Genomic DNA, 25,831 nt, shown 5'->3' with positions numbered 1-25,831 from the left:
CGCACAGCCTAGGACGACGCGGGCGCAGTGCCGAAGTCGACCTCCGCGCTCGACACGACCGCGGCAGTGCGACCGGGGGCCCGCTGCCCCGACCAGAGCAGGTTGGTGTGGGCGACGACCTGCTCGGGCGCCGGGGCACCCCACTGGGTGAGGTCCTCGGTGGTGTGGGCGTCGCCGACCAGGGTGACGTCGTAGCCGCGCACGAGCGCGCCGTGCAGGGTGCTGCGGATGCAGAAGTCGCTCTGCGCGCCGGTGACGACCACGCGGCCGACCTGTGCCTCGGCGAGCAGCTGCTCGAGCTCGGTGGCCTCGAAGGAGTCGCCGTAGGTCTTGTGCACGAGGGGCTCGTCGTCGGCGCGCACCAGCTCGGGCACGTACTCCCAGCCGGGGGTGTCGCGCGGCAGGCCGTCGTCGGAGTGCTGCACCCAAATCACCGGCGCACCGGCCTCGCGTGCCCGCGCCACCAGGGTGTCGATCGCGGCCACGACCTCGTCGCGACGCGGCGCCCCGGCGACCACGTCGTTCTGCACGTCGACGACCAGCAGGGCGGTGCGTGGGCGACCCTCGAGGATGCTCATGGCCGCACGCTAGACCGGACCTCCGACACCGGCCAGGGGTGGCGACGCGGAATCCGGGTCAGCGGGGCGTGGTGGTCGCCTCCGCCGGCGGCGGCGAGCCGGTGGCGCCGTCCGGCCCGGGGGTCACCTCGCCGGCGGGGACGCCGTCCATGTCGTCGCCGTAGAGCAGCGGCTGCCAGGCGGTCACGTCGAAGCGGCCGTTGGTCTGCAGGGTGACCGACTGCAGGCCCACCGGGCGGCCGTCGCGATAGGTGATGAGCGCGACGTTGGCGGCGCGGCGCAGCTTGGTGCCGTAGGCGATCGCGTAGGCGGCGCCGCCCGTCGTCCCGAGGGTGTAGGTGTAGCCGACCGTGCCGGCCTCACCTGCACCGCTGCCGTCGCTCTCCACCGCCGTCGGCCCGCTCTCCACGTGCACGTGGCCGCCGACGACGAGGTCGACGCAGCCCCGCCGCAGCGCGTCACGGCCGATGTTGGCATCGTGCACGAGCAGGGTCGCGACGCGGCGCCCGTCGGCATCGGCCGCGCAGGCGGCGTCGGCGAGCCGGTCGCCCACCTCGCTGAACGACAGGCCCTTCTCGTCGCGCCAGTTGCCCAGGCCGCTGGAGCGCGGGTCGTCGACGCCCAGGAGGGCCGATCCGCCGGGCCCCTCGCGCACCTCGCCGTCGAAGTAGGTCCAGCCGAGCCGCTCCATCTGGCGGCGCACGAAGGTGCCGCTGTCGTGGTTGCCCGACACGGCGAAGCGCTGGTCGTAGCCGTCGAAGGCCGCCGAGACCGAGTCGAGCGAGAAGGCCTCCCAGCGCTCGCCCGTGGAGGTGTCGTCGCCGGCGTCGAGCACCGTGGTCGCACCGCCGGCGTCGCCGATCGCGCGGGCGACGCGGTCCATGCCGATGTTGTCGTGCCGGTCGGACACCAGCACCGCGACGCTCTCGTCGTCCGCGGGCGGGCGAAGGTCGAGATCGGCGGCCGCCTCCTCGGCGGCGCGGTAGAACCGCTCGCCCTGCTCGTAGGAGCTCACGGCGCTCTCGATGAGGCGCCGACTGCCGGCGGTGGTGGCGTCGCCGGAGATCTCCACCCCGCGAGCGGCGTCGGGCACCGGGATGTCGGGGCCGAGGAAGGAGCGCAGCGTCATCCAGCGATCGGAGCGCTCCTCCCCGCGCCCCCACCGGGTCGGCACCACGAGTGCGACCACCACCAGCGCGAGGACGACGACGCCCGCCGCTCCGCGCCGGCTCAGCAGTGCCCGGGGCAGGCCGCGGCGGCGCTCGGCGCCGAGGAGCACCCACAGGAGCAGTGGCACGGTCGCGAGCGCAGCGCCCTGCAGGGCGGCGGCGTAGGCCATCGACCGCACGGCCCGTTCGACCGCAGCCACCTGACCCTCCGGCTGCGAACCGATCGCGGCGTAGCGGGCGGTGAGCTCCTCCAGCGACGAGGTGTCGCTCTTGCCGAGCGTGATCTGGGCGCCGACCGCGCTGCCCGAGGGCACCCGGAGGTCGGGCAGCACCGGCCCGGTGCGCAGCACGATCTCGCCGCTGAGGTCGGGGGCCACGACAGCGTCGTGGCTGGCGATGTCGACGGCGCGGGTGGAGGAGGTGAACACCCACAGCGCGGCGACGACCGCGAGCGTGAGCCACGCGAGCGCACCCGCCACCAGCCCCGCCGCTCGGCGGGGCGACGGCAGGCGCGGACGACTCACCGCTGCGCGCGCGCCTCGGCGACGGCGTAGAGGGCCACCGAGGCGGCGACTCCCGCGTTGAGCGACTCCAGCACGCCGGCCATCGGGATCGACATCAGCCGGTCGCAGTTCTCCGACACCAGGCGCGAGAGGCCGTCGCCCTCCGAGCCCACCACGATCACGAGCGGGCCTCGGGCCAGGTCGGCGTCCGCGGCGAGCTCGGGCAGGGTGAGGTCGCCGTCGGCGGCCAGGCCCACGACGAAGCAGCCCGCCTCCTGGAAGGCCTTGATCTGCCGGGTGAGGTTCACCGTCTGCGCCACGGGGCAGCGCGCGGCGGCGCCGGCGGAGGTCTTCCAGGCCGAGGCCGTCATCGACGCCGCGCGACGCTCGGGGATGACCACGCCGTGGGCACCGAACCCGGCGGCGCTGCGCACGATGGCGCCCAGGTTGCGGGGGTCGGTGATCGAGTCGAGGACGACGATCAGCGGCGCCTCGCCGGCCTCGTCGGCCGCGTCGAGCAGGTCGTCGGGGTGGGCGTACTCGTAGGCCGGGATCTTGGCCGCGAGACCCTGGTGCACGGCGCCGTCGGTGAGCCGGTCGAGCTCGCCGCGGCTGATCTCGAGCAGGCCGATGCCCTGCTCGGCGGCCAGGCGGAAGACCTCGCGCAGACGGTTGTCGCGCTCGGCCCCTTCGGCGACGTAGACCGCGGTCACCGGCACCTTCTCGCGCAGCGCCTCGACCACCGGGTTGCGCCCGGCGATCCACTCGGCGTCGCCGGTGCGGCGTCGTCCGCGCGGGGCGCCCTTCTTGGCGGCGGCCCGCTTCTTGGCCTCCGCGATCTTGTGGGCCTTGTGGTACTCGCGCTCGGTGGCCTTCGGCGTCGGCCCCTTGCCCTCCAGCCCGCGGCGCACGCGGCCGCCGGAGCCGGCGGTGGGTCGCTTGCTGGACTTGCGGATCGCGCCCTTGCGGCTGGAGTTACCGGGCATGGTGGCTCATCTCTTCGGTGGTGTGGTCTGCGGCTGCTGGGCGGGTGGTGGATCGGGACGGGTGGATCGGAACGGGGGCGAGCGGGGGCTCAGCCGCCGATCGTCCAGGAGGAACCGTCGGCGGTGTCGGTGATCTCGATGCCGGCGGCCTTGATGCGGTCGCGGATGGCGTCGGCGCGGGCCCAGTCCTTGGCCTCGCGCGCGGCGCTGCGCTCCTCGAGCAGCCCCGCCACGAGGGCGTCGACCGCGGTGGAGAGGCGCTCCTCCGAGCCGCGGGTGGCGGACGTCGTCCACGCGGGGTCGCCGGGGTGCACGCCGAGGACGTCGAGCATCGCTCCGACCGCGGCGACCTGGCCCGCGACGGCGGCGTCGCCGGCCGCGAGCAGGCGGTTGCCCTCGCGCACGGCGTCGTAGAGCACCGCCACCGCGGCGGGGGTGCCGAGGTCGTCGTCCATCGCGGAGGCGAAGGCCTCGGGCAGGGCGGCGAGGACCGTGTCGGCGTCGGGCTGACGCAGGGCGTCGCCGCCCGCGCGCTCGAGGAAGGACACGATGCGCCGGTAGCCCGACGCGGCCTCCTCGAGGGCCTCGAAGGAGAACTCGATGTTGGAGCGGTAGTGGGCCGCGACGATGTAGAAGCGCAGCTCGGCACCGCTCACGCGCTGCAGCACCCCCGGAACGCTGAGGGTGTTGCCGAGCGACTTGCTCATCTTCTCGCCGGCGGTGGTGATCCAGGCGTTGTGCATCCAGTAGGAGGCGAACGCCCCGCCCGCCGCACGCGACTGCGCCTGCTCGTTCTCGTGGTGCGGGAAGCGCAGGTCGACGCCGCCGCCGTGGATGTCGAAGGCCCCGCCGAGGTACTTGCCCGCCATGGCGGAGCACTCGATGTGCCAGCCAGGTCGCCCCGGACCCCACGGGCTGGGCCACGAGGCGGTGGGGGGCTCGCTCGCCTTGCGGCCCTTCCACAGCGCGAAGTCGCGGGGGTCGCGCTTGCCGCGCGGGTCGGCGTCGCCGGCGGGCTCCATGTCGTCGACGCCCTGGCGGGTCAGCTCGCCGTACGAGCCCCAGGACCGCACGTCGAAGTAGACGTCGCCCGAGGAGTCGTCGGCGGCGTAGGCGTGGCCGCGCTCGATCAGCCGCTCGATGAGCACGATCATCTCGGGGATGTGACCGGTGGCGATCGGCTCGTAGGTGGGAGGCGCCACGTTCAGCGCCGCGTAGGCCTTGTCGAGCTCGATGCGCATCGCGTAGGCGAGGTTGTACCAGGGGCGGCCCTGCTCGGCGGACTTGACGAGGATCTTGTCGTCGATGTCGGTGATGTTGCGGATGAACGTGACGTCGTAGCCGCGCAGGCGCAGCCAGCGCTGCAGCACGTCGAAGTTCACGCCCGAGCGCACGTGGCCCACGTGCGGCTCGCTCTGCACCGTCAGACCACACACGTACAGACCCGCCTCGCCCTCCCGGAGGGGCACGAAGTCACGGACCTCGCGGGTCGCGGTGTCGTAGAGCCTGATCGTCACGCGTGCAGTCTAGGGACGCCGCGGGGTCGGCGGCGCATCGTCACCCGGCGCGCACGGGGTCGGTCGGGGCTCCCGGGGCCGGTCGGGGCCCGTGTCAGGCCGTGGCGGTGAACGGCACCGTGTGCCAGCCGGTGGCGCCGTCGGGCAGCACATCGGCGATCGCGCCCGTCTGCACCTCGCCCTCCCGGGAGATGGCCCGCACCCGGACGGTGTGCTCGCCGGGCTTCACGTCGAGGGTGATCCACCACTGCACCCACGTGTCGATGCCGGCGGTGGGGGCGATCTGCGCGGGCTGCCAGCGGCCGTCGTCCACCTGCACCTCGACGCCCTCGATGCCCGTGTGCTGCTTCCAGGCGTGGCCGGCGCAGACGACCTCGCCGGCCGGCACCTCGACGCCGCGGCCGGGCACCTCGATGCGCGAGGCCATCTTGACCGGACCGAACTCGCCCCAGCCCTTCTGCGTCCAGTAGGCCTCGATGCGGTCGAAGCGGGTGACCTCCATGTCGACGACCCACTTGGTGGCCGACACGTAGCCGTAGAGCCCCGGCACGATTGTGCGCACCGGGAAGCCGTGCTCGATGGGCAGCGGCTCGCCGTTCATCGCCACGGCCAGCATGGCGTTGCGGTCGTCGGTGAGGGCGGCCAGCGGCGTGCCGCAGGTCCACCCGTCGTCGGAGGTCTGCAGCACCGCGTCGGCCCCCGCCTTCGGCTTGGCCTCGGCCAGGATGTCGGCCAGGCGCACCCCGCTCCACCAGGCGTTGCCGACGAGCTCGCCGCCGATCTCGTTGGAGACGCAGTTGAGGGTGATCCAGTCCTCGGTGACCTGGCGGCCGACGAGGTCGGCGTAGGTCAGCTCGATCTCGTTCTCGACCTCGCCGTGGATACGCAGGCGCCAGTCGGCGGGCGCGATGGTGGGCTTGATGTAGGCGGTGTCGATCAAGTAGAAGTCGTCGGCCGGCGTCTGCCAGGGGGCCACTCCGGGCAGGCCGCGATCGGCGCCGGCGGGCACCTGCGGAGCGGTGACCCCCTCGATGCGCAGCAGTCGGCGGCTCTCCTCGGCGCGACGTCGACCGGAGCCGGCCACCCGCCCGATCAGACCGCCGCCGGCCGCGATGCCCGCGGTGACCAGCGAGAGCACGAGGAAGCCGCGACGGCTCTCGGCCGCCGAGGCCGGGTCGGTGCGCCCCTGGTCGTCGGTGCCCGCGGAGGCCTCCCACCGCTCGAGACGCTCGGAGAGCCGGGTGAGCGCCACCGACCAGGTGAGCAGACCGGCCAGCAGCGGCGCGATCTGGCTGATGCCCGGCGACGGCTTGGCGAGCACCGCCACCAACCCGATCGCCGCGAGGACGCCGAACCCGGCGAGCGCCACCCACCGACGATCGCGGGCCGCGCGACCGAGCAGGGCGAACACGACGAGCAGGATGACGACGATGCCGATGGTGAGCACCAGCTTGTCGTCGGTGCCGAACGTGCTGATCGCCCACTCCACGACCGCGCCCGGCGTCAGCGCGGTGACGCCTTCGGCGACCGCGACCACCGGCGACTCGCGCACGTGCAGCAGCGACGCGACGGCGTAGCTCACCGCCAGGCCCGTCAACCCGACCAGGATGCCGAGCACCGACCACCACGAACGCATCGTCCTCACACCCTCGATTGTTGCTCAGGCATGATCACGCCCGTGAGCGAGATCGCAGGACGACCCGACCTCTCCCCCCTGCGGGGCCTGCGCACGGGCGTCGGCACCGACGTCCACCGACTCGTCCCCCGCGCGGACGACGACCCGCCCCTCGCCCTCGGCTGCCTCACCTGGCCCGACGAGACCGTGCGACTCGAGGGTCACTCCGACGCCGACGTCGCCGCCCACGCCGTATGCGACGCACTGCTCAGCGCTGCCGGCCTCGGCGACCTCGGCACCAACTTCGGCACGGCCGAGCCCCAGTGGGCCGGCGCCAGCGGTGCTGCGCTGCTCGCCGAGACCTGTCGGCGCGTCGAGGCGGCGGGCTTCGTCGTCCTCAACGCGGCGGTGCAGGTGATCGGCAACCGCCCCCGCCTCGGCGCCCGCCGCGGCGAGGCGGAGGCCGCGCTCACCGCCGCCGTCGGTGCCCCCGTGTCGCTCTCGGCCACCACCACCGACGGCCTCGGCCTCACCGGCCGCGGTGAGGGCGTGGCCGCCGTGGCCACCGCGCTCGTGGCCCGGGTGGACCCGGCCTGAGATTCACCGGTTGGCCGGTGAATCTCGTGCTGGTCACATGAAGCTTCATGCGACCAGCACGAGATTCGGTCGACCAGCAGCGCCCGCCGACCGCCGCCACCTCACGCCGCGTGCGACTTGCGGTGCCCGATGAGGACGACGCCCTCCACCACCTTCACGTCGTAGGCCGGCACCGTCACGTGGACGTCGTCCAGGCACCGGCCGGTGCGCAGGTCGAAGGCGTGGCGATGGGTCGGGGAGGCGACGAACGGGGTCTCGCCGCGGCGTCCGACGATGCCCTTGGCGATGCCGCCGACCACGTGGCGGGCGAAGGGGTCGTGGTTGCCGAGGGCGTACACCGCGTCGTCGGCGGTGCGGAAGATCGCGATCGCCTGGCCGTGCACCAACGCGGTCACGCCGCGATCCACCTCGAGCTCGACCATGCGGCACACCGGCTGCCACTCCTCTGCAGCGCCTCGAGCACTCATGCGGCGAAACTAGGGTGACGTTGTTCTCAGCGGCATTTCGCTGTGTAACGGCCAGGAAAACGCTTCGCCCGGACGTCGCTACGCTCGCCGCTGTGCCCCTCGACGACCCCACCGCGGCTCCCGCGCCGCCCGCGCGGGCGGCGATCGTCGTCCTCGGGGCCGGCAGCGGCACGCGCGTGGGTGCGGGCGTCAACAAGGTCCTGCTGCCGCTCGCCGGGCGTCCGCTGCTCGCCTGGTCGGTGGCCACCGCCCTCGAGGTGTCGGGCGTCGGCCCCGTGGTCGTGGTGTGTCGCCCCGGCGAGAGGACGACGGTCGCCGGCGCCCTGCAACCGACCCTCGACGAGGCGCTCGCCCGAGCCCCGGAGGCGGCCGACCGCGAGGTGCTGCTCGTGGACGGCGGGGCCACGCGACACGCCTCCGAGATGGCGGCGCTGCGGGTGCTCGCCCCCGCGATCGCCGACGGCTCGGTCGACGTCGTGGCCCTGCACGACGGCGCCCGGCCGCTGGCCTCGCGCGCGCTCTTCGAGGACGTCATCGCGCAGGCGCGCGCCGCGGGCGGTGCGGTGCCGACGCATCCGCTGCCCGGCCTGCTGCCGCGGGACCCGGCCGCGGCGCCGCAGGGGTGGGGCACCGGGACGCTGGCCGGCGTCGCGACGCCCCAGGCCTTCCGCGCCGCCCCGCTGGCCGCGGCCTACCGCGCCGCGGAGGAGGCCGGCTTCGACGGAACCGACACCGCGGTGACCTTCGCCCGCTTCGCCGACCGGCACGCGGCACCGGATGGCACGGCGGCCCCCCTCGAGGTCCGGGCGGTCGCCGGGAGCGCGGTGAACCTCAAGGTCACCTTCGCCGAGGACGTCGTGCTCGCCGAGGAGCTGCTCAGCCGTCGCCTGGCCGGGTGAGCGCCTCGAGCAGCTCGATGTCGTCGAGCCCGCCGACGCGGCGAGCCTCGGGCGGCGCGTCGACCAGTACCACCCGCTCGGCCCCGTAGCGCGCCCGGAGCGCCGCGGTGAGCTCGGCGAGGTCGAGCGCGGGGAGGGTCGGACCGTCGCCGGCCGACGCTGCGAGGTCGGCGAGCACGTCGGGCGGCACGACCACCGGCGACCACACGGCCACCAGGGCGTCGCGGTCGACCGTCGCCCCCAGCACCGGACCGTCCGCCTCGCCCCGCGCGGGTGCGAGCAGCTTCACGGTGTCGGTGACCGCGCGCACCCCCACGACCACCACGTCGTCGTCGGCCGATCGCGCGGCACAGGCGGCAAGGAACGCCGGCGGCGTCATCGGGCACAGCGCATCGTGGACGACGAGCACCTCGCCGCGCTCGGCGACGGCCGCGAGCGGGGCGGTGGCGTCGACCAGCTCGATCCCGGCCTCACCGGCCGCCCCGGCCGACGCCGCCCCCAACGACTCGCCGGGGATGAGGCGGAACGGCAGGGAACCCCGCCCCGCCTCGAGGACGACGCCCGCCGCGGGCGGCGCCTCGTCGTCCCAGGCGCTCATCGGCGACCCGCGGACCACGAAACGCCGGAAACGACGACGACGTCGGACCCGTGGCAGCTGGTGGCTGCTGTGGGTTCCGACGTCGTCGTCATGGACTGCAGTGGGACCGCGCCTACGGCCCGCCCGAGGGGCGAACGGGTCAAGAGGCGAGGACCTCGTCGAGGATGGTCTCGGCCTTGTCCTCGTTGGTGTTCTCGCAAAGGGCGAGCTCGGAGACGAGGATCTGGCGAGCCTTGGCCAGCATGCGCTTCTCGCCGGCCGACAGGCCGCGGTCACGCTCGCGGCGCCACAGGTCGCGCACGACCTCGGCCACCTTCATGACGTCGCCACTGTGGAGCTTCTCGAGATTGGCCTTGTAACGGCGCGACCAGTTGGTCGGCTCCTCGACGTGCTCGGCGCGCAGGACGCTGAAGACCCGGTCGAGGCCGTCCTTGTCCACGACGTCGCGGACCCCGACGAGGTCGAGGTTGTCGGCCGGCACCCGGACCACGAGGTCCTGCTGGGCGACGATCCGAAGCACGAGGTACTGCCGTTCCTGGCCCTTGATCGTCCGCATCTCGATGTTCTCGATCACTGCGGCCCCGTGATTGGGGTAGACGACCGTTTCGCCGACGGTGAAAGTCATATGAGCAAAACCCCTTCCTAGGGTTGCCTACTCTACCACGTCCGAGCCCCGCCCCTGAAAGCGTTTGTGCAGGTCAGGGCCGCAATGCGCGCCTTGACAACCCCTGTGAGGTGTGTTTCGCGCGCAGAGTTCACCGTGAGGCAGATCACCCGACCTCCCCGGTGAGGGGCGTTGCGTGTGTACCCGCAACCACTCCTGCATAACCTCCGTGCGGCCGCGAACCTTCCCCTGACCTGCACCGATCGGGCCACGTCGTCCTGGCCCCGGGGTCGGGACCAAGGCCCGCACCCGGCGTCCGCCCGGGCGGGGCGGCGTCCACACGGGCCCGCCGTGGTCGATACTGCTCGCCATGGCGAAGATGCAGCGTTGGCGACGCCGCGGCTCCGCCGGGGAGGACACCGGCACCGTCGAGCAGACGACGTCCGAGCAGCACGACCTCCCCGGGGACGACGTGGGCGAACTCGGTGCCGACCCCGCGGACGCTGCGGCGCCCGCCCAGGACGACGGCGCGAGCGGGTTCGACGACGTCGCCGACCACACGGTGCCCCAACCCGAGGTCCCCGCCGCGCACGACGGCGAGGGTGAGGTGTTCCCCGAGGACGACCACCCGACCGACCACGAGTCGACGGACCCCGACCCGGCCGGCGACGAGCCGAGCGACGACGAGCCGGCCGCCCTGCCGCACGTGCCCGAGAGCAACCCCATCGCGCGCGCCCTGCTCGGTGGTCGCCTGCCCGCGGAGGTCACCTGGGTCCAGCTGCTCCAGGCCGCGCACGCCAAGCAGGCGGTCACGACCGCGCTCGCCGTGGCGCTCGCGGCGGCGCTCACCGGTCGCGCCCCCCGGGAGACCGGCGTGGTGTTCGCGACCGTGCTCATCGGCCAGACCGTCCTCGGCTGGCACAACGACATCGTCGACCGCGACCGCGACCGCCGGCACGGCCTCACCGCGAAGCCGATCGCCATGGGGCGCCTCACCACCGAGACCGCCTGGTACGCGGTGGTCGTCGCGGTCCTGCTGCTCGTCCCGCTCGCCGTCACCACCGGCATCCGCGCCGGCTGCTTCTACCTCGGCGCGGTGGCCGTCGGCATGCTCGGCAACGTCCTGCTGCGCAAGGGGCTGCTGTCGTGGTGGTCGTGGGCGGTGTCCTTCGCCCTCGTCCCGGCCTACCTCTCCTACGGCGGCTGGGGCGGCCAGGCGGTCGGCGACCGCCCCGAGACGGCGATCGTCGTCCTCGCTGCCGTGCTCGGCGTGGGCGTGCACTTCACCCGCTCGGTGTGGGGTCTGGTGGCCGACCACGAGGACGGCTGGACCTACCTGCCGCTCAAGCTCGGACTCCGCATCGGCGCCACCCGGTTGCTCGCGCTGTCGACCGTGCTGAGCATCGCGGTCGTGATCGCGATGGTCGTCGTGGCCAGCCAGGTCGGCCTACGCGCCTGACCCGCGACCGCCGCGGACGCCCCGAGCCCGGCCGCCCGGACCGCGCCCGCACCGCCGGGGGGGGGCGCGGTCCGGCACTCTGTGACGGTCGCCTCGCCTCCGGGTCCTGAGCCGAGGCGGGACGCACCGCGCGGGGCCGGTAGCATGAGGGTGCCCGAGCCGCTGTCGCGCGGGCATCCGGAACCGGCCGTGCCCACGGCCCATCGAACCACTGCTGCGGAGGCCTGCCGAACCATGCGACACCTGCGACCGACCGCCCTCGCCGGACTCCTGCTGGTGCTCGTGCCGGCCGCCGGGGCGCTCTCGTCCTGCGGTTTCGATTACCCGACCGACCGCGTCAACACGATCGCGGGTGGCGTCAACAACCGCGACGGTCTCGTCGACGCGCTCGGCGTGCGGGTGCTCGCCAGCAAGCAGGGCGAGGGGCGCCTCATCGGCGCGCTCGCCAACAACGTCAACGAGTCGGCCTCCCTCGATACCGTGACCTCGCCCGACGGCCGCGTCACCGCCGGCCGGTTCGCGCCCGTCCTCGTCGGCCCCCGCGCCGGGGTCAACCTCTCGACCCAGGCGCAGATCCCGCTCACCGGCGACTTCACCGCCGGCGACTTCGTCAAGCTGCAGCTCGGCTTCAGCAACGGCGAGACGCTCGACCTCGAGGTCCCGGTCGTCAAGGCCTGCTACCAGTACACCCAGGTCCCGGGCGCCACGAAGCCCGCCGAGTCGGCTGCGGGCGACGAGGCCGAGGGCGAGGCCGAGGGCCCGGACGCCACCTTCACCTGCTCCGACCAGATCCCGACCCCGAAGCCCGAGGGCGGCGAGGAGTGAGCACCGCGACGCTGGTCCTGCTGCGCCACGGCGAGAGCGAGTGGAACGCCAAGAACCTCTTCACCGGCTGGGTCGACGTGGCCCTCACCGAGAAGGGCCGCGGCGAGGCCGTCCGCGGCGGCGAGCTGCTCAAGGAGAGCGGCATCCTGCCGGACGTCGTCCACACCTCGCTGCAGCGGCGCGCGATCAACACCGCCGCGCTCGCCCTCGACGCCGCCGACCGCCACTGGATCCCGGTGCGACGCTCGTGGCGGCTCAACGAGCGCCACTACGGCGCCCTGCAGGGCAAGGACAAGAAGGCCGTCAAGGACGAGTTCGGCGAGGAGCAGTTCATGCTCTGGCGCCGCTCCTTCGACGTGCCCCCGCCGCCGCTGGCCGACGACGACGAGTTCTCCCAGGCCCACGACCCGCGCTACGCCGACCTCGGTGACGAGCTGCCACGGGCCGAGGCGCTCAAGCAGGTCATCGCCCGGCTCCTGCCCTACTGGGAGGCCAGCATCGTGCCCGACCTGCGCGCCGGCCACACGGTGCTCGTCGCCGCCCACGGCAACAGCCTGCGCGCGATCGTCAAGCACCTCGACGGCCTGGACGACGAGGCCATCGTCGGCCTCAACATCCCCACCGGCATGCCGCTGCTCTACGAGCTCGACGCCGACACCCTCGCTCCCACCGTGCCGGGTGGGCGCTACCTCGACCCCGAGGCTGCGGCGGCTGCGGCCGAGGCGGTCGCGAACCAGGGTCGCTGACCTCCGCGGACGACGCGCGGCCGGCGCCTCAGCTGGCCGACGGCTTGTGGCCGGTGACCACGAAGATCACCCGGTTGGCGATCGACACCGCGTGGTCGGCGATCCGCTCGTAGTAGCGGCCCAGCAGGGCGACGTCCACGGCCGCCTCGACGCCGTGGTTCCAGTCGTCGGAGAGCAGCTCGGCGAAGCTGGTGCGACGCAGCTGGTCCATCTCCTCGTCGTCGCGGCCCAGAGCGATCGCGGCCTCGACGTCGCGGCGGGCGATGACGTCGGTGACGCGAGCCACCATGTCGGCGGCGACGGCTGCCATGCGCGCCATCGTCGGGCGGATCTCGTCGGGCACAGCCACGTCCGGCACGCGCAGGCGGGCCACCTTGGCCACGTGCACGGACAGGTCGCCCATGCGCTCGAGCTCGGCCACCATGCGCAGCGCCGCCACCACGGTGCGCAGGTCGCCGGCCACCGGCTGCTGCAGCGAGAGCAGGTCGAAGGCGGCCTCCTCCACGCGCTCGCGGGCGAGGTCGATCTCGGAGTCGTCGGTGATGACGCCCTCCGCGAGCTCGACATCGCCGGTCATGAGGGCGTCGGTGGCTCGCTGCACGGCCACGCCCACACGCCGCGAGATGTCGACCAGGTCGGAGAAGATCGAGTCGAGCTGGTCGGTGTAGGCCTCGCGCATAGGGCTCAACCTAGGGCGAAGCGGTAGCGCACCCAAGTGCGGGGGTGAACGTGGGGTGAACATCGCGAAGCCCAGGTTCGGTGATTCGTAGCCGCGCGGACGCCTCGCCGTACGATCAGGGTCGTGGATCCGTCGCTCCAGGCCCTCGCGGCCGCGCTGCTCGGGGCCGTCGTGGCCGGCGGCGCGATGCTCGCCTGGCACCTGAGCGACCGGGTGCAGCGCACCTACCAGCCCTCGCCCGAGCCGACGCTGCCCGACGGCGTCGCCGCCGTCCTGTCGGTGCTGCGCAGCAGCGCGGTGCTGGTCGACGAGTCCGACTCGGTCGTCAAGGCCTCCGCACCGGCGCACGCGATGGGGTTCGTGCGGGGAGCGAGCCTGGAGTCGGAGCCGCTGAGCGAGCTCATCCGCCAGGTGCGTCGCGACGGCCAGATCCGCGAGACCGAGCTGATCGTGCCGCGCACGGCCGGCGTCCCCCGCCACGTCACCGCCCGCGTCGCGCCCCTGGGCTCGCGCCTGGTGCTGGCCCTCATCGAGGACCGCACGCGCGAGCGACGCGTCGAAGCGGTGCGCCGCGACTTCGTGGCCAACGTCAGCCACGAACTGAAGACGCCGATCGGCGCCATCCGACTGCTCGCCGAGGCCGTGCAGGACGCCGCCGACGACCCCGAGGCGGTGCACCGCTTCAGCTCGCGCATGCTCACCGAGAGCGACCGGCTCTCGCGCCTGATCCAGCAGATCATCGAGCTCTCCCGCCTGCAGGGCGACGAGCCGCTCGAGTCGCCCGTGGCGGTCTCGATCGACGACGTCGTCTCCGGCGCGGTCGACGGCAGCCACACCACCGCCGACGCCAAGAACATCACCGTGCTCGCCGAGGGTGAGCGCGGGCTGCGCGTGCTCGGCAGCGAGAAGCAGATCAGCGCCGCCGTCGCCAACCTCGTCGCCAACGCCGTGGCCTACTCGGGCGAGGGCTCGCGCGTCACCGTCACGCGCCGCGCGGCCGGCACGAACGTCGAGATCGCCGTCATCGACCAGGGCATCGGCATCCCCGAGAACGAGGTGGAGCGCATCTTCGAGCGCTTCTACCGCGTCGACCCGGCCCGCCACCGCTCCACCGGCGGCACGGGCCTCGGCCTGTCGATCGTCAAGCACGTGGCCGCCACGCACGGCGGCGACGTGCGGGTGTGGTCGGTCGAGGGGCACGGCTCGACCTTCACCCTCACCCTCCCCCAGCATCAGGACGACGTCAGCGCACCCTCGCGCCCGCACGAGGTCCTGACCACCCACACGGGCGGTGTGCCCGTGGCCACGTCACCCACCAAGGAGGACCGCCGGTGACCCGCGTACTTGTCGTCGAGGACGAGGAGAGCTACTCCGACGCCCTCGCCTACCTGCTCCGCAAGGAGGGCTTCGAGGTAGCCGTCGCCGCCGACGGCAACGAGGCGCTCAAGGAGTTCGACCGCGGCGGCGCCGACATCGTGCTGCTCGACCTCATGCTCCCCGGCATCCCCGGCACCGAGGTCTGCCGCACGATCCGCCAGACCTCCAACGTTCCGGTGATCATGGTCAGCGCCAAGGACGACGAGGTCGACAAGGTCGTGGGCCTCGAGCTCGGTGCCGACGACTACGTCACCAAGCCGTACTCCCCCCGCGAGCTGGTCGCGCGCATCCGCGCCGTCCTGCGTCGCGGCCAGGAGGCCGAGCTGATGCCCGACACCCTCGAGGCCGGCCCGGTGCGCATGGACGTCGAGCGCCACGTGGTCACCGTGGACGGCGTGGAGCAGCGCCTGCCGCTCAAGGAGTTCGAGCTGCTCGAGATGTTCCTGCGCAACCCCGGGCGGGTGCTCACGCGGGGCCAGCTCATCGATCGCGTCTGGGGCTCCGACTACGTCGGCGACACCAAGACCCTCGACGTGCACGTGAAGCGCCTGCGCGCGAAGCTCGAGCCCGAGCCGAGCGAGCCGAAGTACCTCGTCACCGTGCGCGGCCTCGGCTACAAGCTCGAGGTCTGAGCCGCCCGACCCGGCCCGTTCCGGCCCGGTCGGGCCCAGCCCGGTCGGGTCCGGCCCGATCCGCTCCGGCCGACGGCCGCGGTGTCGTCGCCGGCCGCTAGCGTGGCGCGGGTGACGTCGTCCTCGGGCCCCGACCTGCCGTCCGCCACCCCCGCGAGGGCCGCCACGGCCACGGGGCGAGACCCCGGCGCGGGCGGAGGGGCCGGAGCGGGCGCGACGCCGCCGCTGCCGCTGCTCGCGGTCGGCACCACGCTCGTGCTGTGGGCCTCGGCCTTCGTCGGTATCCGCCACCTGGCCGACGACTTCTCACCGGGCGCGCTGTCGCTCGGGCGGCTGGTGGTGGGCGCCCTCGCCCTGGCCCCGGTGGCGCTGCTGCAGGGCGTGCCGCGCCCCGACCCGCGCCAGTGGCGCTCGCTCGTCCTCATCGGCGTGCTGTGGTTCGGGCTCTACAACCTCTCCCTCACCGCCGGCGAGCGCCGCGTGGACGCCGGCACCGCCTCGATGCTCATCCAGGTCTCCCCCATCCTCATCGCGGTGCTCGCGGCGCTCTTCCTCGGTGAGCGCTTCGGCGCACGGCTGGCGGCCGGGCTGGCGCTGGCCTTCGCGGGCGTCGTCGTGATCGGTGCCGCGGGGCACGGCGAGGGCGCCGAGGGCGACCTGCTGGGCGTCGTCCTGTGCCTGGTGCCGGCACTCGCCTACGCGGTCAGCGTGATCATCCAGAAGCCGCTGGTCGCCGCACTGCCCGCCGTGCACGTCACGTGGCTGGCCTGCACGATCGGCGCGGTCACCTGCCTGCCGTGGGCGGGCCAGCTGGTGCGGCAGGTGGGCGAGGCGCCGACGTCCTCGCTGCTGTGGCTGGCCTACCTCGGCGTCTTCCCCACCGCGATCGCCTTCACCACCTACGCCTACGCGCTGCGGCACATGAGCGCCTCGGCCCTCGGCGTCACGACCTACCTGGTGCCGCCCATCACCATCGTGCTCGGCGTCCTGCTACTCGACGAGGCGCCGCCGCCCGCCGCCTACCTCGGCGGGGCGCTCGCCCTGCTCGGCGTCGCCGTGGCCCGCGGACGCCGCACGCGAGGCCGGTGACCCGGCGGGGTACGGGGAGGGGGTCGGTGCCCCGCACCCCACCGGGAGTCACGGTGTGGCCGCACCACGCCCTCCGCGACCGGCAGCCCCGCGCCGTGGCCGCGCATCCGCCCCGCACCGCCCCCACCGCGGTGCCGGACGACGCACGCCCACCGCTGGTGCGGTCGGGAGGACGAGGTCGGAACGGTCCGCCGGGTGGGCGGGCCCGCGCAGACCACCTTGGGCCCGGTGCCGCGCGAACGCAACGCCGCACCCCCGCCGATGCGTCATCTGAGCGCAATCTGGCGACTCCTCGCCACATCGCGTGGCGCCGTGGAGGTTGATCCGCAGGTGCCAAAGCGGCCTGGCGAAGGCCGCCGCGGTGTTAGCGTGCCGCCGTCCTCGCGGCTGACCGGCGAGGACCATGCGGGAGGTTCCGGCCAATACTTCGGCAGCACTTTCGGCAGCACTTCGGCAGCAGGTGGACGGCGCAGTGGGGGGCGATGCGATGACGCACGCGGTCACCGCGATCGCGCCCTGGCCCTGGCCGGACGACGCGGCGGGGCGGGTCGTCGTCCTCGGGCCGTGGAGCCTGACCGTGGACGGCGTCACCGTCGGCGCCGACCGGCTCGCCGGACCGCGCGGGGTGACGCTCCTGGCTCGCCTGGCGTGGTCGGCCGGGGAGGTGGTGGATCGCGAGACCCTCGCGGCCGCAGTCTGGGGCGCGGATCGCCCGGCCACCTGGCAGTCCTCCCTGCGCAACCTCGTCGCAGCCTCGCGCAAGGCGATCGGCGACCTGCCGGGGGTCCGGCTCGAGACCCTCACGGCGGGCCTGCTGCTCGACGTCGACGGCACCGTGGTCACCGACGCCGCGCTCCTGGCGACCGGGCGTGCCGAGGTCGAGGCGCACCGCCGCGCCGGCAACCTGGCGGCGGCACTCGACGGCGCGCAGAGGCTGCTGCGCAGCAGCGCCGGCGCGCTCGCCGTCGACATCGTCGGCCCCTGGGCCGAGACCGTGCGCCGAACGGTCTCCGACGACCGGGTCCGGCTGGCGCTGCTCGGCTCCGAGACGGCACTGCGCCTCGGCGACGCCGAGCAGGCGGTGGAGCTCGCGCGGCTCGCGCTGTCGCTGCGCCCCCGCGAGGAGGCCGGCCACCAGGCCCTCATGCGCGCCCAGCACGCGGTGGGCGACCGCGCAGCCGCTCTCGACACCTACACCGAGCTGCGCGAGCTGCTGCGCGAGGAGTTCGGCAGCACGCCGTCGCAGGCCACCCAGGACGTCTTCCTCGACATCCTGCGCCACGAGGAGGCCGGCGCGGTGCGCGACCGACGCCGGCTGCTGCCCTTCGCCACCGGCCGACTGCGGCTCATCGACAGCACGCAGCCGCTCGTGGGCCGGGCGGCCGAGCTCGACCGCGCCGTCGAGCACCTGCTCGGCCCGCGGGCGACGACGTCCGTGCTGGTGCTCACCGGCACGGCAGGCATCGGCAAGACCCGGCTCGCCGCCGCGGTGGCGGCCCGGGCGCACGCCGCCGGGACGATGGTGCTGCACGGGCGTGCCGACAGCCGGGTGGCCGCGCCGTACGCGACCGTGGCCGAGGCGCTCGACAGCCACCTCGGCCTGCTCGGCCCGCAGGAGCTCGCCGACCTCGCCGGCAACCACACCTCGGTGCTCAGCCGCTACCTGCCCTCCTGTCGCAGCCTGTGGCCCGCCGTCGAACCGACCGGGAGCAACCGCCTCGAGCGACTGCACGCCGAGACGGCGCTGTGCGACCTGCTCGCCCGCCTCGCCGACGCGGGCCCCACGCTGCTGGTGCTCGACGACCTCCAGTGGTCCTCGACCACGACCGTGCGACTCGTCGAGGCGCTGCTGCGCGGCCCCGACGTCCCCGGCCTCGCCGTCCTGGCCCTCCAGCGCCCCGGCACCGAGGACGACGCCCTGCCCAACCCCACCCACCCTCCCCCCGGCGAGGGGCTCGACCGCCCGACCGAGGGGCGGCTGCTGCGGATGGACCTCGGTCCTCTCGACCGCGACGCCGTCGATCGCCTCGTCCACGAGGTCGCCGCCTCAGCGACCTCGGCGACCTCGCCGACCGGCGACGAGAGGGCAGGACAGCGCGAGGAGGAGCGCGCGAGCGTGGCGGCACTGACCGACGCCGTGTGGCGCATCGGCGCCGGCCACCCGCTCGTGACCACCACCCTGCTGCGCAGCCGGGCCACGGGGCTCGTCCAGCTCGCCCGCCCGACCGTGTGGGGTCCCCTCACCCAGGAGCTGGTCACGGCTCTGCCCGAGGACACCGCTGCCGTGCTGCGGGCGGCCGCAGCGGCCGACGGACCGCTCACCCCGTCCACGGTCGCGGACGCCACCGGCCTCAGCGCAGCGAGCGTCGCAGCGATCATGACGGGCGCCGTCGGTCTCGGCATCCTCAGCCCGGGCGCGATCTCGCCGACCGGGGCCGCCGTCGGGACGACGCTCAACAGCGTGGTGGCCGCAGCCGTGCGCGAGACCATGAGCGCCGCCGAGCTCGAAGCTCTGCGCGAGCGCCTCAACGACGCCGCCGCGCTCGGCTCGGGTGACGACGCCCCACCCGCACCCCTGGTGCCCGCGCCGACTCGCCGTCCGAGCCGACGCGAGTGGACCCGGCAGGTGCGGGCCGCCGTGCCCTCGATGCGCTCGGCGATCGATCGCGGGGAGTACCTGAGCGCGGTGAGCACCGGCCTGGCGGCCTTCCACCTGCTCGAGCGCGCCGACGACCCGGACGAGCAGGTGCGCTGGCAGCTGCAGATCCTGCTGGGCGAGGCCTGGCGGGCACTGGGCGACGAGCGCGCCCACGCCACGCTGCATGACGTGGTGGACGAGGCCCGCCGCGCAGGCGACGTCCTCACGATGGCCGAGGCGGCCCTGGCGTTCACGGCCACGGGCACCGGCACCGACGAGGCGCACCTGTCCGACGCGCTGCTGGCGCTCTACGAGGAGGTGCTCGCCGGGCTCGGCGAGGGCGAGCCCGGGCTCCGCGCCCGGCTCCTCGGGCACCTCGGCACCGCCTACGGCTGGCGGCACAGCGCGGAGAAGGCGGCGGAGGCCACCACGACCGCGATCGCCCTGGCCGAGGAGCTCGGCGACCCCGACACCCTCATCTCGGTCTACACCACCGGACGACGCGCGCTCGCCGGCTCCGGCATGGTCGACCACCAGGAGTTCTTCGAGCAGCGACTGCTGCAGCTGACCGCCGACTACAACGATCCGCCGACCACGGTGCGCACCGCGATCTGGCAGTTCGAGTCGCAGGTGCAGCGCGGGCGGGGCGACGACCTCGAGACGCTCCTGAGCCCCGATGAGACCGCGCTGCGCATGGTGCGCGACACCGGCAGCCGGCACTCCCTGCTGTACTCGCGCGCCGCCCTGCACCTGCTGCGCGGCGAGCTCGAGGAGGCCGACGCGGCGATCGAGGAGGCCGCCGAGGTCGGGCGTCGCAATGCGGCGGCGGCGACGATCGTGGAGGCGATCCGGCTCATCCAGCTCATGCTGCTGCGCTTCGAGCAGGGACGCCTCGCCGAGGTGCGCGCCGAGCTCGCCGCCTTCTGCGCCACGCAGGACGTTCCCGAGTGGTGGGGGTCGATGGCGTTCGCCGACGCCGCCATCGGGCTCGACGCCGAGGTCCCCCGCGAGCTCGACGTCTTCTTCACCGGTTTCGAGCGTGCTGGCGCGCGGATCGCCATCCCGCACGGCCTGGCCGCGCTCATGGCCACGCCGCTGCGCCGCTTCGGCCAGGTCGAGCGCGCCCGGCGCCTGTACGACGTGCTGCTGCCCGCGAGCGGCACCGGCGGCTACGTCGGCTGCTTCTCCGGCCCGATCGACCACTCGCTCGGCGTCCTGGCCGACTGCCTGGGCGACGCGGCGGCAGCGCGGCAGCACTTCACCGCGGCCGCCGATTTCTGTCGTCGGCTCGGTGCGCCGCTGTGGCTCGAGCGTTGCGACGCCGAGCTCGCGGCCCTGGACCTGCGCACGGCCTGAGGCGGATCGGGCTCAGGGCTGGTCGGGCTCAGGGCTGGTCGGCCGAGGTGCCCGACTCGAGCCAGCCCTTGAAGGCGGCGAGGTTGTCGGTGGACTCACCGCGCTCGACGCGCCACTCCCACTCCTTGCGGATGGAGGTCTCGAAGCCGAGCTCCAAGATGGTGTTGAAGGAGGAGTCGGCGTAGGTGAGCACCGAGCCGAGGAGCCGGTCGAGGTCGTCCGGGGTGACCGACGTCAGCGGCAGGCGGGCGTCGAGGTAGATGTCGCCGTGGTGGTCGAGGGCGAACCCCACGCCGTACATGCGCAGGTTGCGCTCGAGCAGCCAGCGGTAGACCCGCTCGAACTGCTCGTCGGGGCGCCGGCACACGAAGGCGTGGACGCCGAGCGCGTGGGCGCCGACGTCGAGGCGCACGGGGGTCTGCAGCTTCTTCTCCCCGGGCAGCGCGAAGCTGAACACGCCGCCGGCCTCCTCCTTGAACTCGAGGTCGTTGGCGGCGAGGTAGTCGCGCACGACCTGGAGCAGGGCGGGGTCACCGGCCGACGTGGCGACCAGTCCCTCGGAGACGTCGCCGATGACCGCCTGGAAGGGCTCCGAGTCGCCGCTGGGCAGGTGCGGCTCGAAGGGGTTCGGGGCGTCGCTCATCGGTGTGCTCCTTCGGTGCGCATCAGGGCGTGCGCACGCTCGTAGACGGCCAGGGTCTGGGCGGCGGTGGCGTCCCACGAGAAGTGCTGCGACTGGGCGAGGGCTCCCCCCGCGAGTCGCTCGCGCACGAGCGGGTCGGCGACCACCCGCTCGAGGGCGAGCGCCCAGTCGCGGGGGTCGTGGGTGTCGACCAGCAGGCCGCTGTGGTTGTGCCGCACCACGGTGGTGAGCCCGCCCACCGCGGCCGCCACGACCGGCGTGCCAGTGGCCTGCGCCTCGGCGGCGACCAGGCCGAACGACTCGTTGTAGGAGGGCACGGCCACCAGTGTGGCAGCGGCGTACCAACCGGCCAGCTCGTGCTGCGGCACGGGAGGCACGAAGCGGACGACGTCGTCGATGCCCAGCTCGGCGGCGAGTGCGGCCAGCGCGGTGGGGCGCTCGAGGCCACTGCCGGAGGGGCCGCCGACGATCGGCACCACGAGGCGCGGGCGCAGCTCGGGTCGGCGCTGCAGCAGCTCGGCCACCGCGCGCAGCAGCACGTCGGGCGCCTTGAGCGGCTGGATGCGCCCGGCGAAGAGCAGCACCAGTGCGTCGGGCGGGAGGTCGCGGCGCAGGCGGGCCAACGCCCGCTCGTCGGCGGTGAGCGGCGAGAAGACCTCGGTGTCGACACCCGGATGCACCACCTCGACGCGGCCGGGATCGGCGTCGTAGAGGTTGATGAGCTGCTTGGCCTCGAGGTCGGTGTTGGCCACGAGCACGTCGGCGGCCTCCACCACCTGCTGCTCCCCTATCACGCGCGCCTCGGGCTCGGGGGTGTCGCCCTCGGCGAGCGACTCGTTCTTGACCCGCGCCATCGTGTGCATGGTGTGCACCAGCGGCACGCCCCAGCGGTCGCGCGCGAGGGCGCCGACCTGCCCCGAGAGCCAGTAGTGGGAGTGCACGGCGTCGTAGTGGCCCCGCGGCTGCACCGCCTCGGTGCGCAGCACCTCGCGCGCGAACACGCACAGCTGGCCGGGCAGCGCGTCCTTGGCCAGACCCTCGTAGGGACCGGCGTGGACGTGGCGCACCAGCACCCCGTCGGCGGCCTCGACGACCGGCGGCAGCGCGGAGGAGGTGGCGCGGGTGAACACGTCGACCTCGATGCCCTGCCGCGCCAGACGGCGGGCCAGCTCGATGACGTAGACGTTCATGCCGCCCGCATCACCGGTGCCCGGCTGGTCGAGCGGGGAGGTGTGCAGGCTGATCATCGCGAGACGGCGCACGGGCCGGGCGACATCAGGACTCACAGGCTCCCTCACGGGTGATCGACGGGTGATGAACGGGTCAGCGACGGTGGACGACGGTCGGGTCGGGCTCAGCACCAGTGAACACCCGACCACCCCGGGGCATTCCCACCCCACGGGTGGTGGGCCGGTACGCCGGCGGGCAACGCCCGCCCGTCGGGCTCAGCGCGCGTGGCTGCCGGGACGCTTCTCCGCCGACCGCTTCTGGGCCGCGCGCCTGGCGGCGGTCCGCCCGGCCCGCGCGGGCTCCGCGGAGGACCCGGTCGCCCGCCTCGGCCCGACCGGGCGTACCCGCTCCCAGCCCACCGGCACGACCACCATGAGCACCAGCCCGACAACCCCGGCGCGGACCGGGTCGCCGTCGAGACCGGCGCCGGCGCCGAGCGACCAGCACAGCAGCGCCAGGCAGACCCCGACGACCGCGCGCAGCGGGACGGGCTTGACCATCCCCGCGCCCGCGGCGACGGCGACGACGGTGAGCAGCGCGGCACCCACCCACAGCAGCGGGTCGAGGTCGGTGGCCCAGCGTGCGACCCACGCCCCGGCCCCGAGCACCCCGATGCCGCTGACGACGGTCCCGACCTGCACGCGCAACGAACCCTCCCGACGCTCCCTGGGGGACCTGTCCGGCCCCACGACGCCGCCCCACGACGGCCGCACCCGACCCGGCTCGAGCGCTGCCCCATCGTGCACCACCGGGCACCGCGGGACCAGAGCCGTCCCACCCGCCTGTCGGTCCCCTCGCGGACCGGGTGGTTCGATGACGCCATGACCTCCCACACCGAGTCCGACACCCGTCGTACCGCCGTCGTGACCGGCGCCAGCAGCGGCATCGGCGCCGCCACCGCGCGCGCCCTGGCCGCGGAGGGGTTCCACGTCTACTGCGCGGCCCGGCGCACCGAGCGGGTCGTCGAGCTGGCCGAGGAGATCGGCGGCACCCCCGTGACCGTCGACGTCACCTCCGAGGACTCCGTCGCCGCGCTCGCCTCGACCGTCGGCGACCAGCTCGACGTGCTGGTCAACAACGCCGGCGGCGCGTTCGGCTCGGCCCCGGTGGCGGAGGCCGACGCCGAGCAGTGGCGCGCGATGTACGAGGTCAACGTCATCGGGCTGATGCTCGTCACCCGCGCCCTGCTGCCGGCACTGAAGGCCTCGGGCGCCGGTGTGATCTGCAACGTCGGCTCGACCGCGGGCCGGATCGCCTACGAGGGCGGGGCGGGTTACACGGCCGCGAAGCACGGCACCCAGGTCGTCACCGAGACGCTGCGCCTGGAGCTCTTCGACCAGCCCGTGCGGGTGTGCGAGGTCGCGCCCGGCATGGTGAGGACCGACGAGTTCTCCCTGGTCCGCTTCGGCGGGGACCAGGACAAGGCGGACGCGGTGTACGCCGGGGTCCGCGAGCCGCTGGTCGCCGAGGACGTCGCCGACGCGATCTCCTGGGTCGTCACCCGACCGCCGCACGTCAACATCGACGAGCTCGTCATCCGCCCCCGCGCCCAGGCCGCCCAGCACCTCGTGCACCGCGAGTTCGACTGACACGTGACCGCCGGCCGCACCGCACTCGGCCCCTGACCCGGCCGGGTCACGGACAGGTGGCTCGCCGGCGTACGGCGCGTGGAAGACTGCGGGCCGTGCAGACGATCGGACTCATCGGCGGGATGAGCTGGGAGAGCAGCGCCGCCTACTACGAACTCCTCAACACCGGTGTCGAGAAGCGGGTCGGCGACCTGTCGTCGGCGAAGACGATCATGTCGTCGGTCGACTTCGCCGAGGTCACGCGCCTGCAGGAGGCCGAGGACTGGGACGGCGTCGCGCGCATCCTGGTCGAGGCCGCGCAGGGCGTGGAGCGCGCCGGCGCCGACTTCCTGCTGCTGTGCACCACCACGTTCCACCGGGTCTTCGACCAGGTCGAGGCCGCGGTGGGCATCCCGGTGCTGCACCTGGCCGACGTGGTCGCCGAGGCGTGCAAGGCCGCGGGTCTCTCCCAGGTCGGCTTCCTCGGGACGACGTTCGCGATGGAGCGGTCCTTCTTCACCGACCGGCTCGCCTCGCACGGCCTGACCGTCCACGTGCCGCCCGCGGATCACCACGACACGGTCAACACGATCATCTACGACGAGCTCGTGCACGGCCGCGTGGTCACCAAGTCGCGGCGTACCGTCGTCAGCCTCATCGACGACCTCTGGGACGCCGGCGCGGGCGGGGTCATCCTCGGCTGCACCGAGCTCGAGCTGCTGGTCCGCCAGGCCGACGCCGACATCCCCGTCTTCCCCTGCACCAGCCTGCACGTCGAGGCCGCGCTCGACCGCGCGCTGGGCTGAGGGGCGCCGGGATACGACGAATTCGATCTCACCCTTACTGCGCAGTAAGGGTGAAAAGGAATGCGGAGTAACCCCGCCGTGTGACCTCTGTGACGCATGAGGCCACTGAGGTCCGCGCCGGGACCAGCCGGGCTCAACCCTGCGGCGCGCGGTCCGGCGGGAAGCCGCCGGTGGCGATCGGGCCCCACGAGGTGGGGGTGATCCGGAGCAGCGCCTTGCCCTGGCGGCGCATGGCGGCGCGGTACTCCTCCCAGTCCGGGTGCTCCCCGGAGATGCAGCGGAAGTACTCCACCAGCCCGTCCTCGGCGGCCCGCGACGGCATGTCGAGCACGGCCGCCTCGCCGTCGACCTGCACGTAGGCGTCGTCCCACTCCTGCCCGTGCACCAGCACCGAGCAGCGCGGGTCGCGCCGCAGGTTCACCGCCTTCGCGCGGTCGGGGTAGGTCGAGATCACGATCTTGCCGTCGGTGTCGACGCCTCCGGTGACGGGCGACATCTGGGGGCGCCCGTCGCGCCGGAAGGTCACCAGCGTCATGTGGTGCAGCGGCCGCACGAAGTGCAGCAGGTCGTTGAGGTCGACGCGTCGGGCCGTCGCGAGGTTCGCCATGTCCTCGACAGTACGTCGCCGACGACCCACCCCTCAGGGCCGTCGCACGCCGAACCGGCGTATCGACACGCCGGCTCGACCCATCCCGCCCACGCAGCCCACGCAGCCCACGCAGCCGTACGCCGGTCAGCGACGCTTCACGCGCACCCAGTCGCTCGCGTTGCCGGCCCGGTCGAGCACACGGACCCAGTCCAGCAACCGGTCGTTGCGCGTGTTACCGACGGCCCGGCCGTCCACCACGCGCACGGTCCCGGCCGACCCGTTGCGCCGCCCCGCGTGCAGGACGGTGTGCGGCCCGCTGACCCCCGAGCGACCGGCCGCGCCGGCCGCACCCGCGGGACCGGCCCGGTCCACCGCACGCACCCGGAGCTCCCACCGCTGCTCGCGCCGGACCCACCTCGCGGAGACCGACTTCACCCGAGGCGCCCTGGTGTCGAGCCCGATCCGGTCGGCCAGCACGTCGCCGTCACGAGCACCACCGTCGATGCGCACCTGTACACCGCTGTCCCCGGCCGAGAGGAGCCAGTCGTAGTCGCAGTCCTCGCGCAGCCCCACCGACACCGGCTCCCCCGGCTCCGACGACCCACCGCCCACCGCGGCGAACGTCAGCCCGGTCGCGCCCGCGGGCGCGACGACCCGCACC

At 73.9% G+C, this 25,831-nt stretch carries 25 protein-coding genes; 11 read left to right on the top strand and 14 right to left on the bottom strand.

Features of this window, described 5'->3' with window-relative positions; genetic code table 11:
• Positions 1 to 8: 8 nt before the first annotated feature.
• The 5 genes from ACERUN_RS15535 to ACERUN_RS15515 all read right to left on the bottom strand — a co-directional run bounded on the left by ACERUN_RS15535 (position 9) and on the right by ACERUN_RS15515 (position 6,389).
• The gene (locus ACERUN_RS15535; RefSeq protein WP_370290937.1) at positions 9 to 578 is read right to left on the bottom strand and encodes a cysteine hydrolase family protein; all 570 of its coding nucleotides are present in this window, start codon (positions 576 to 578) and stop codon (positions 9 to 11) included.
• Positions 579 to 636: 58 nt separating this feature from the next.
• Complete coding sequence (locus ACERUN_RS15530) at positions 637 to 2,271, bottom strand: metallophosphoesterase (RefSeq protein WP_370290936.1); 1,635 nt, start codon at positions 2,269 to 2,271, stop codon at positions 637 to 639.
• Positions 2,268 to 3,236, bottom strand: coding sequence for a 23S rRNA (guanosine(2251)-2'-O)-methyltransferase RlmB (rlmB, locus tag ACERUN_RS15525; protein WP_370290935.1), 969 nt, complete (start codon positions 3,234 to 3,236; stop codon positions 2,268 to 2,270). Before rlmB ends, ACERUN_RS15530 begins: the two co-directional genes overlap by 4 nt.
• Positions 3,237 to 3,325: 89 nt before the next feature.
• Positions 3,326 to 4,753, bottom strand: coding sequence for a cysteine--tRNA ligase (gene cysS / locus ACERUN_RS15520; RefSeq protein ID WP_370290934.1), 1,428 nt, complete (start codon positions 4,751 to 4,753; stop codon positions 3,326 to 3,328).
• 94 nt (positions 4,754 to 4,847) lie between these two features.
• Complete coding sequence (locus ACERUN_RS15515) at positions 4,848 to 6,389, bottom strand: molybdopterin-dependent oxidoreductase (protein ID WP_370290976.1); 1,542 nt, start codon at positions 6,387 to 6,389, stop codon at positions 4,848 to 4,850.
• 42 nt (positions 6,390 to 6,431) lie between these two features.
• Here ACERUN_RS15515 and ispF point away from each other — a divergent pair, with 42 nt between their 5' ends.
• Positions 6,432 to 6,965, top strand: coding sequence for a 2-C-methyl-D-erythritol 2,4-cyclodiphosphate synthase (ispF, locus tag ACERUN_RS15510; protein ID WP_370290933.1), 534 nt, complete (start codon positions 6,432 to 6,434; stop codon positions 6,963 to 6,965).
• A gap of 101 nt (positions 6,966 to 7,066) precedes the next feature.
• Here ispF and nirD read toward each other — a convergent pair whose 3' ends face one another.
• A complete protein-coding gene (nirD, locus tag ACERUN_RS15505) occupies positions 7,067 to 7,432 on the bottom strand; it encodes a nitrite reductase small subunit NirD (protein WP_370290932.1) in 366 nt (121 codons plus the stop codon).
• Positions 7,433 to 7,524: 92 nt separating this feature from the next.
• Between nirD and ACERUN_RS15500 the strand changes: the two genes are divergently transcribed.
• Positions 7,525 to 8,331, top strand: coding sequence for a 2-C-methyl-D-erythritol 4-phosphate cytidylyltransferase (locus ACERUN_RS15500; RefSeq protein ID WP_370290931.1), 807 nt, complete (start codon positions 7,525 to 7,527; stop codon positions 8,329 to 8,331).
• On the opposite strand, the gene ACERUN_RS15495 is transcribed toward ACERUN_RS15500, so the two are convergent.
• Complete coding sequence (locus ACERUN_RS15495) at positions 8,309 to 8,929, bottom strand: 2-C-methyl-D-erythritol 4-phosphate cytidylyltransferase (protein WP_370290930.1); 621 nt, start codon at positions 8,927 to 8,929, stop codon at positions 8,309 to 8,311. The genes ACERUN_RS15500 and ACERUN_RS15495 overlap by 23 nt on opposite strands.
• Before the next feature lie 139 nt (positions 8,930 to 9,068).
• A complete protein-coding gene (locus tag ACERUN_RS15490; RefSeq protein ID WP_370290929.1) occupies positions 9,069 to 9,554 on the bottom strand; it encodes a CarD family transcriptional regulator in 486 nt (161 codons plus the stop codon).
• 349 nt (positions 9,555 to 9,903) lie between these two features.
• On the opposite strand from ACERUN_RS15490, the gene ACERUN_RS15485 reads away from it, so the two are divergent.
• The 3 genes from ACERUN_RS15485 (at position 9,904) to ACERUN_RS15475 (ending at position 12,563) form a co-directional block, all read left to right on the top strand.
• On the top strand, positions 9,904 to 10,992 hold the full coding sequence (locus ACERUN_RS15485) for a UbiA family prenyltransferase (protein ID WP_370290928.1): 1,089 nt from the start codon (positions 9,904 to 9,906) through the stop codon (positions 10,990 to 10,992).
• A gap of 234 nt (positions 10,993 to 11,226) precedes the next feature.
• Positions 11,227 to 11,817, top strand: coding sequence for a hypothetical protein (locus tag ACERUN_RS15480; RefSeq protein ID WP_370290927.1), 591 nt, complete (start codon positions 11,227 to 11,229; stop codon positions 11,815 to 11,817).
• On the top strand, positions 11,814 to 12,563 hold the full coding sequence (locus tag ACERUN_RS15475; RefSeq protein WP_370290926.1) for a phosphoglyceromutase: 750 nt from the start codon (positions 11,814 to 11,816) through the stop codon (positions 12,561 to 12,563). The genes ACERUN_RS15480 and ACERUN_RS15475 overlap by 4 nt, the downstream gene beginning before the upstream one ends.
• 28 nt (positions 12,564 to 12,591) lie before the next feature.
• Here the strand turns inward: ACERUN_RS15475 and phoU are convergent, their stop codons facing one another.
• Entirely contained in the window at positions 12,592 to 13,242 is a 651-nt protein-coding gene (phoU, locus tag ACERUN_RS15470) for a phosphate signaling complex protein PhoU (protein ID WP_370290925.1), read from the bottom strand.
• A 123-nt stretch (positions 13,243 to 13,365) separates the two neighbouring features.
• Here phoU and ACERUN_RS15465 point away from each other — a divergent pair, with 123 nt between their 5' ends.
• The 4 genes from ACERUN_RS15465 (at position 13,366) to ACERUN_RS15450 (ending at position 20,334) form a co-directional block, all read left to right on the top strand.
• Complete coding sequence (locus ACERUN_RS15465) at positions 13,366 to 14,577, top strand: sensor histidine kinase (RefSeq protein ID WP_370290924.1); 1,212 nt, start codon at positions 13,366 to 13,368, stop codon at positions 14,575 to 14,577.
• Positions 14,574 to 15,251, top strand: a complete 678-nt coding sequence (locus tag ACERUN_RS15460; RefSeq protein ID WP_370290923.1) for a response regulator — start codon at positions 14,574 to 14,576, stop codon at positions 15,249 to 15,251. The genes ACERUN_RS15465 and ACERUN_RS15460 overlap by 4 nt, the downstream gene beginning before the upstream one ends.
• 111 nt (positions 15,252 to 15,362) lie before the next feature.
• Positions 15,363 to 16,340 carry a DMT family transporter gene (locus ACERUN_RS15455; protein ID WP_370290922.1) on the top strand — a complete coding sequence of 326 codons (978 nt, stop codon included), beginning with the start codon at positions 15,363 to 15,365 and terminating at the stop codon, positions 16,338 to 16,340.
• A 487-nt stretch (positions 16,341 to 16,827) separates the two neighbouring features.
• A complete protein-coding gene (locus ACERUN_RS15450; RefSeq protein WP_370290921.1) occupies positions 16,828 to 20,334 on the top strand; it encodes an AAA family ATPase in 3,507 nt (1,168 codons plus the stop codon).
• Between the two features lie 28 nt (positions 20,335 to 20,362).
• On the opposite strand, the gene ACERUN_RS15445 is transcribed toward ACERUN_RS15450, so the two are convergent.
• The 3 genes from ACERUN_RS15445 to ACERUN_RS15435 all read right to left on the bottom strand — a co-directional run bounded on the left by ACERUN_RS15445 (position 20,363) and on the right by ACERUN_RS15435 (position 22,848).
• Entirely contained in the window at positions 20,363 to 20,977 is a 615-nt protein-coding gene (locus ACERUN_RS15445; protein ID WP_370290920.1) for a YbjN domain-containing protein, read from the bottom strand.
• A complete protein-coding gene (gene mshA, locus ACERUN_RS15440) occupies positions 20,974 to 22,275 on the bottom strand; it encodes a D-inositol-3-phosphate glycosyltransferase (RefSeq protein WP_370290919.1) in 1,302 nt (433 codons plus the stop codon). The genes ACERUN_RS15445 and mshA overlap by 4 nt, the downstream gene beginning before the upstream one ends.
• A gap of 147 nt (positions 22,276 to 22,422) precedes the next feature.
• The gene (locus ACERUN_RS15435) at positions 22,423 to 22,848 is read right to left on the bottom strand and encodes a hypothetical protein (RefSeq protein WP_370290918.1); all 426 of its coding nucleotides are present in this window, start codon (positions 22,846 to 22,848) and stop codon (positions 22,423 to 22,425) included.
• A 180-nt stretch (positions 22,849 to 23,028) separates the two neighbouring features.
• On the opposite strand from ACERUN_RS15435, the gene ACERUN_RS15430 reads away from it, so the two are divergent.
• Both ACERUN_RS15430 and ACERUN_RS15425 read left to right on the top strand, forming a co-directional pair.
• Entirely contained in the window at positions 23,029 to 23,796 is a 768-nt protein-coding gene (locus tag ACERUN_RS15430; RefSeq protein ID WP_370290917.1) for an SDR family NAD(P)-dependent oxidoreductase, read from the top strand.
• 95 nt (positions 23,797 to 23,891) lie between these two features.
• Positions 23,892 to 24,581, top strand: a complete 690-nt coding sequence (locus ACERUN_RS15425) for an aspartate/glutamate racemase family protein (protein ID WP_300404145.1) — start codon at positions 23,892 to 23,894, stop codon at positions 24,579 to 24,581.
• A 133-nt stretch (positions 24,582 to 24,714) separates the two neighbouring features.
• Here the strand turns inward: ACERUN_RS15425 and ACERUN_RS15420 are convergent, their stop codons facing one another.
• Positions 24,715 to 25,188 carry a PPOX class F420-dependent oxidoreductase gene (locus ACERUN_RS15420; protein ID WP_370290916.1) on the bottom strand — a complete coding sequence of 158 codons (474 nt, stop codon included), beginning with the start codon at positions 25,186 to 25,188 and terminating at the stop codon, positions 24,715 to 24,717.
• Positions 25,189 to 25,314: 126 nt separating this feature from the next.
• A partial coding sequence (locus ACERUN_RS15415; RefSeq protein WP_370290915.1) for a hypothetical protein occupies positions 25,315 to 25,831 on the bottom strand: 517 nt, incomplete at its 5' end.

The sequence above is a fragment of the Nocardioides sp. genome, from assembly GCF_964229035.1.
Lineage (GTDB): Bacteria > Actinomycetota > Actinomycetes > Propionibacteriales > Nocardioidaceae > Nocardioides.
This window is presented reverse-complemented; position numbering and strand designations above follow the sequence as displayed.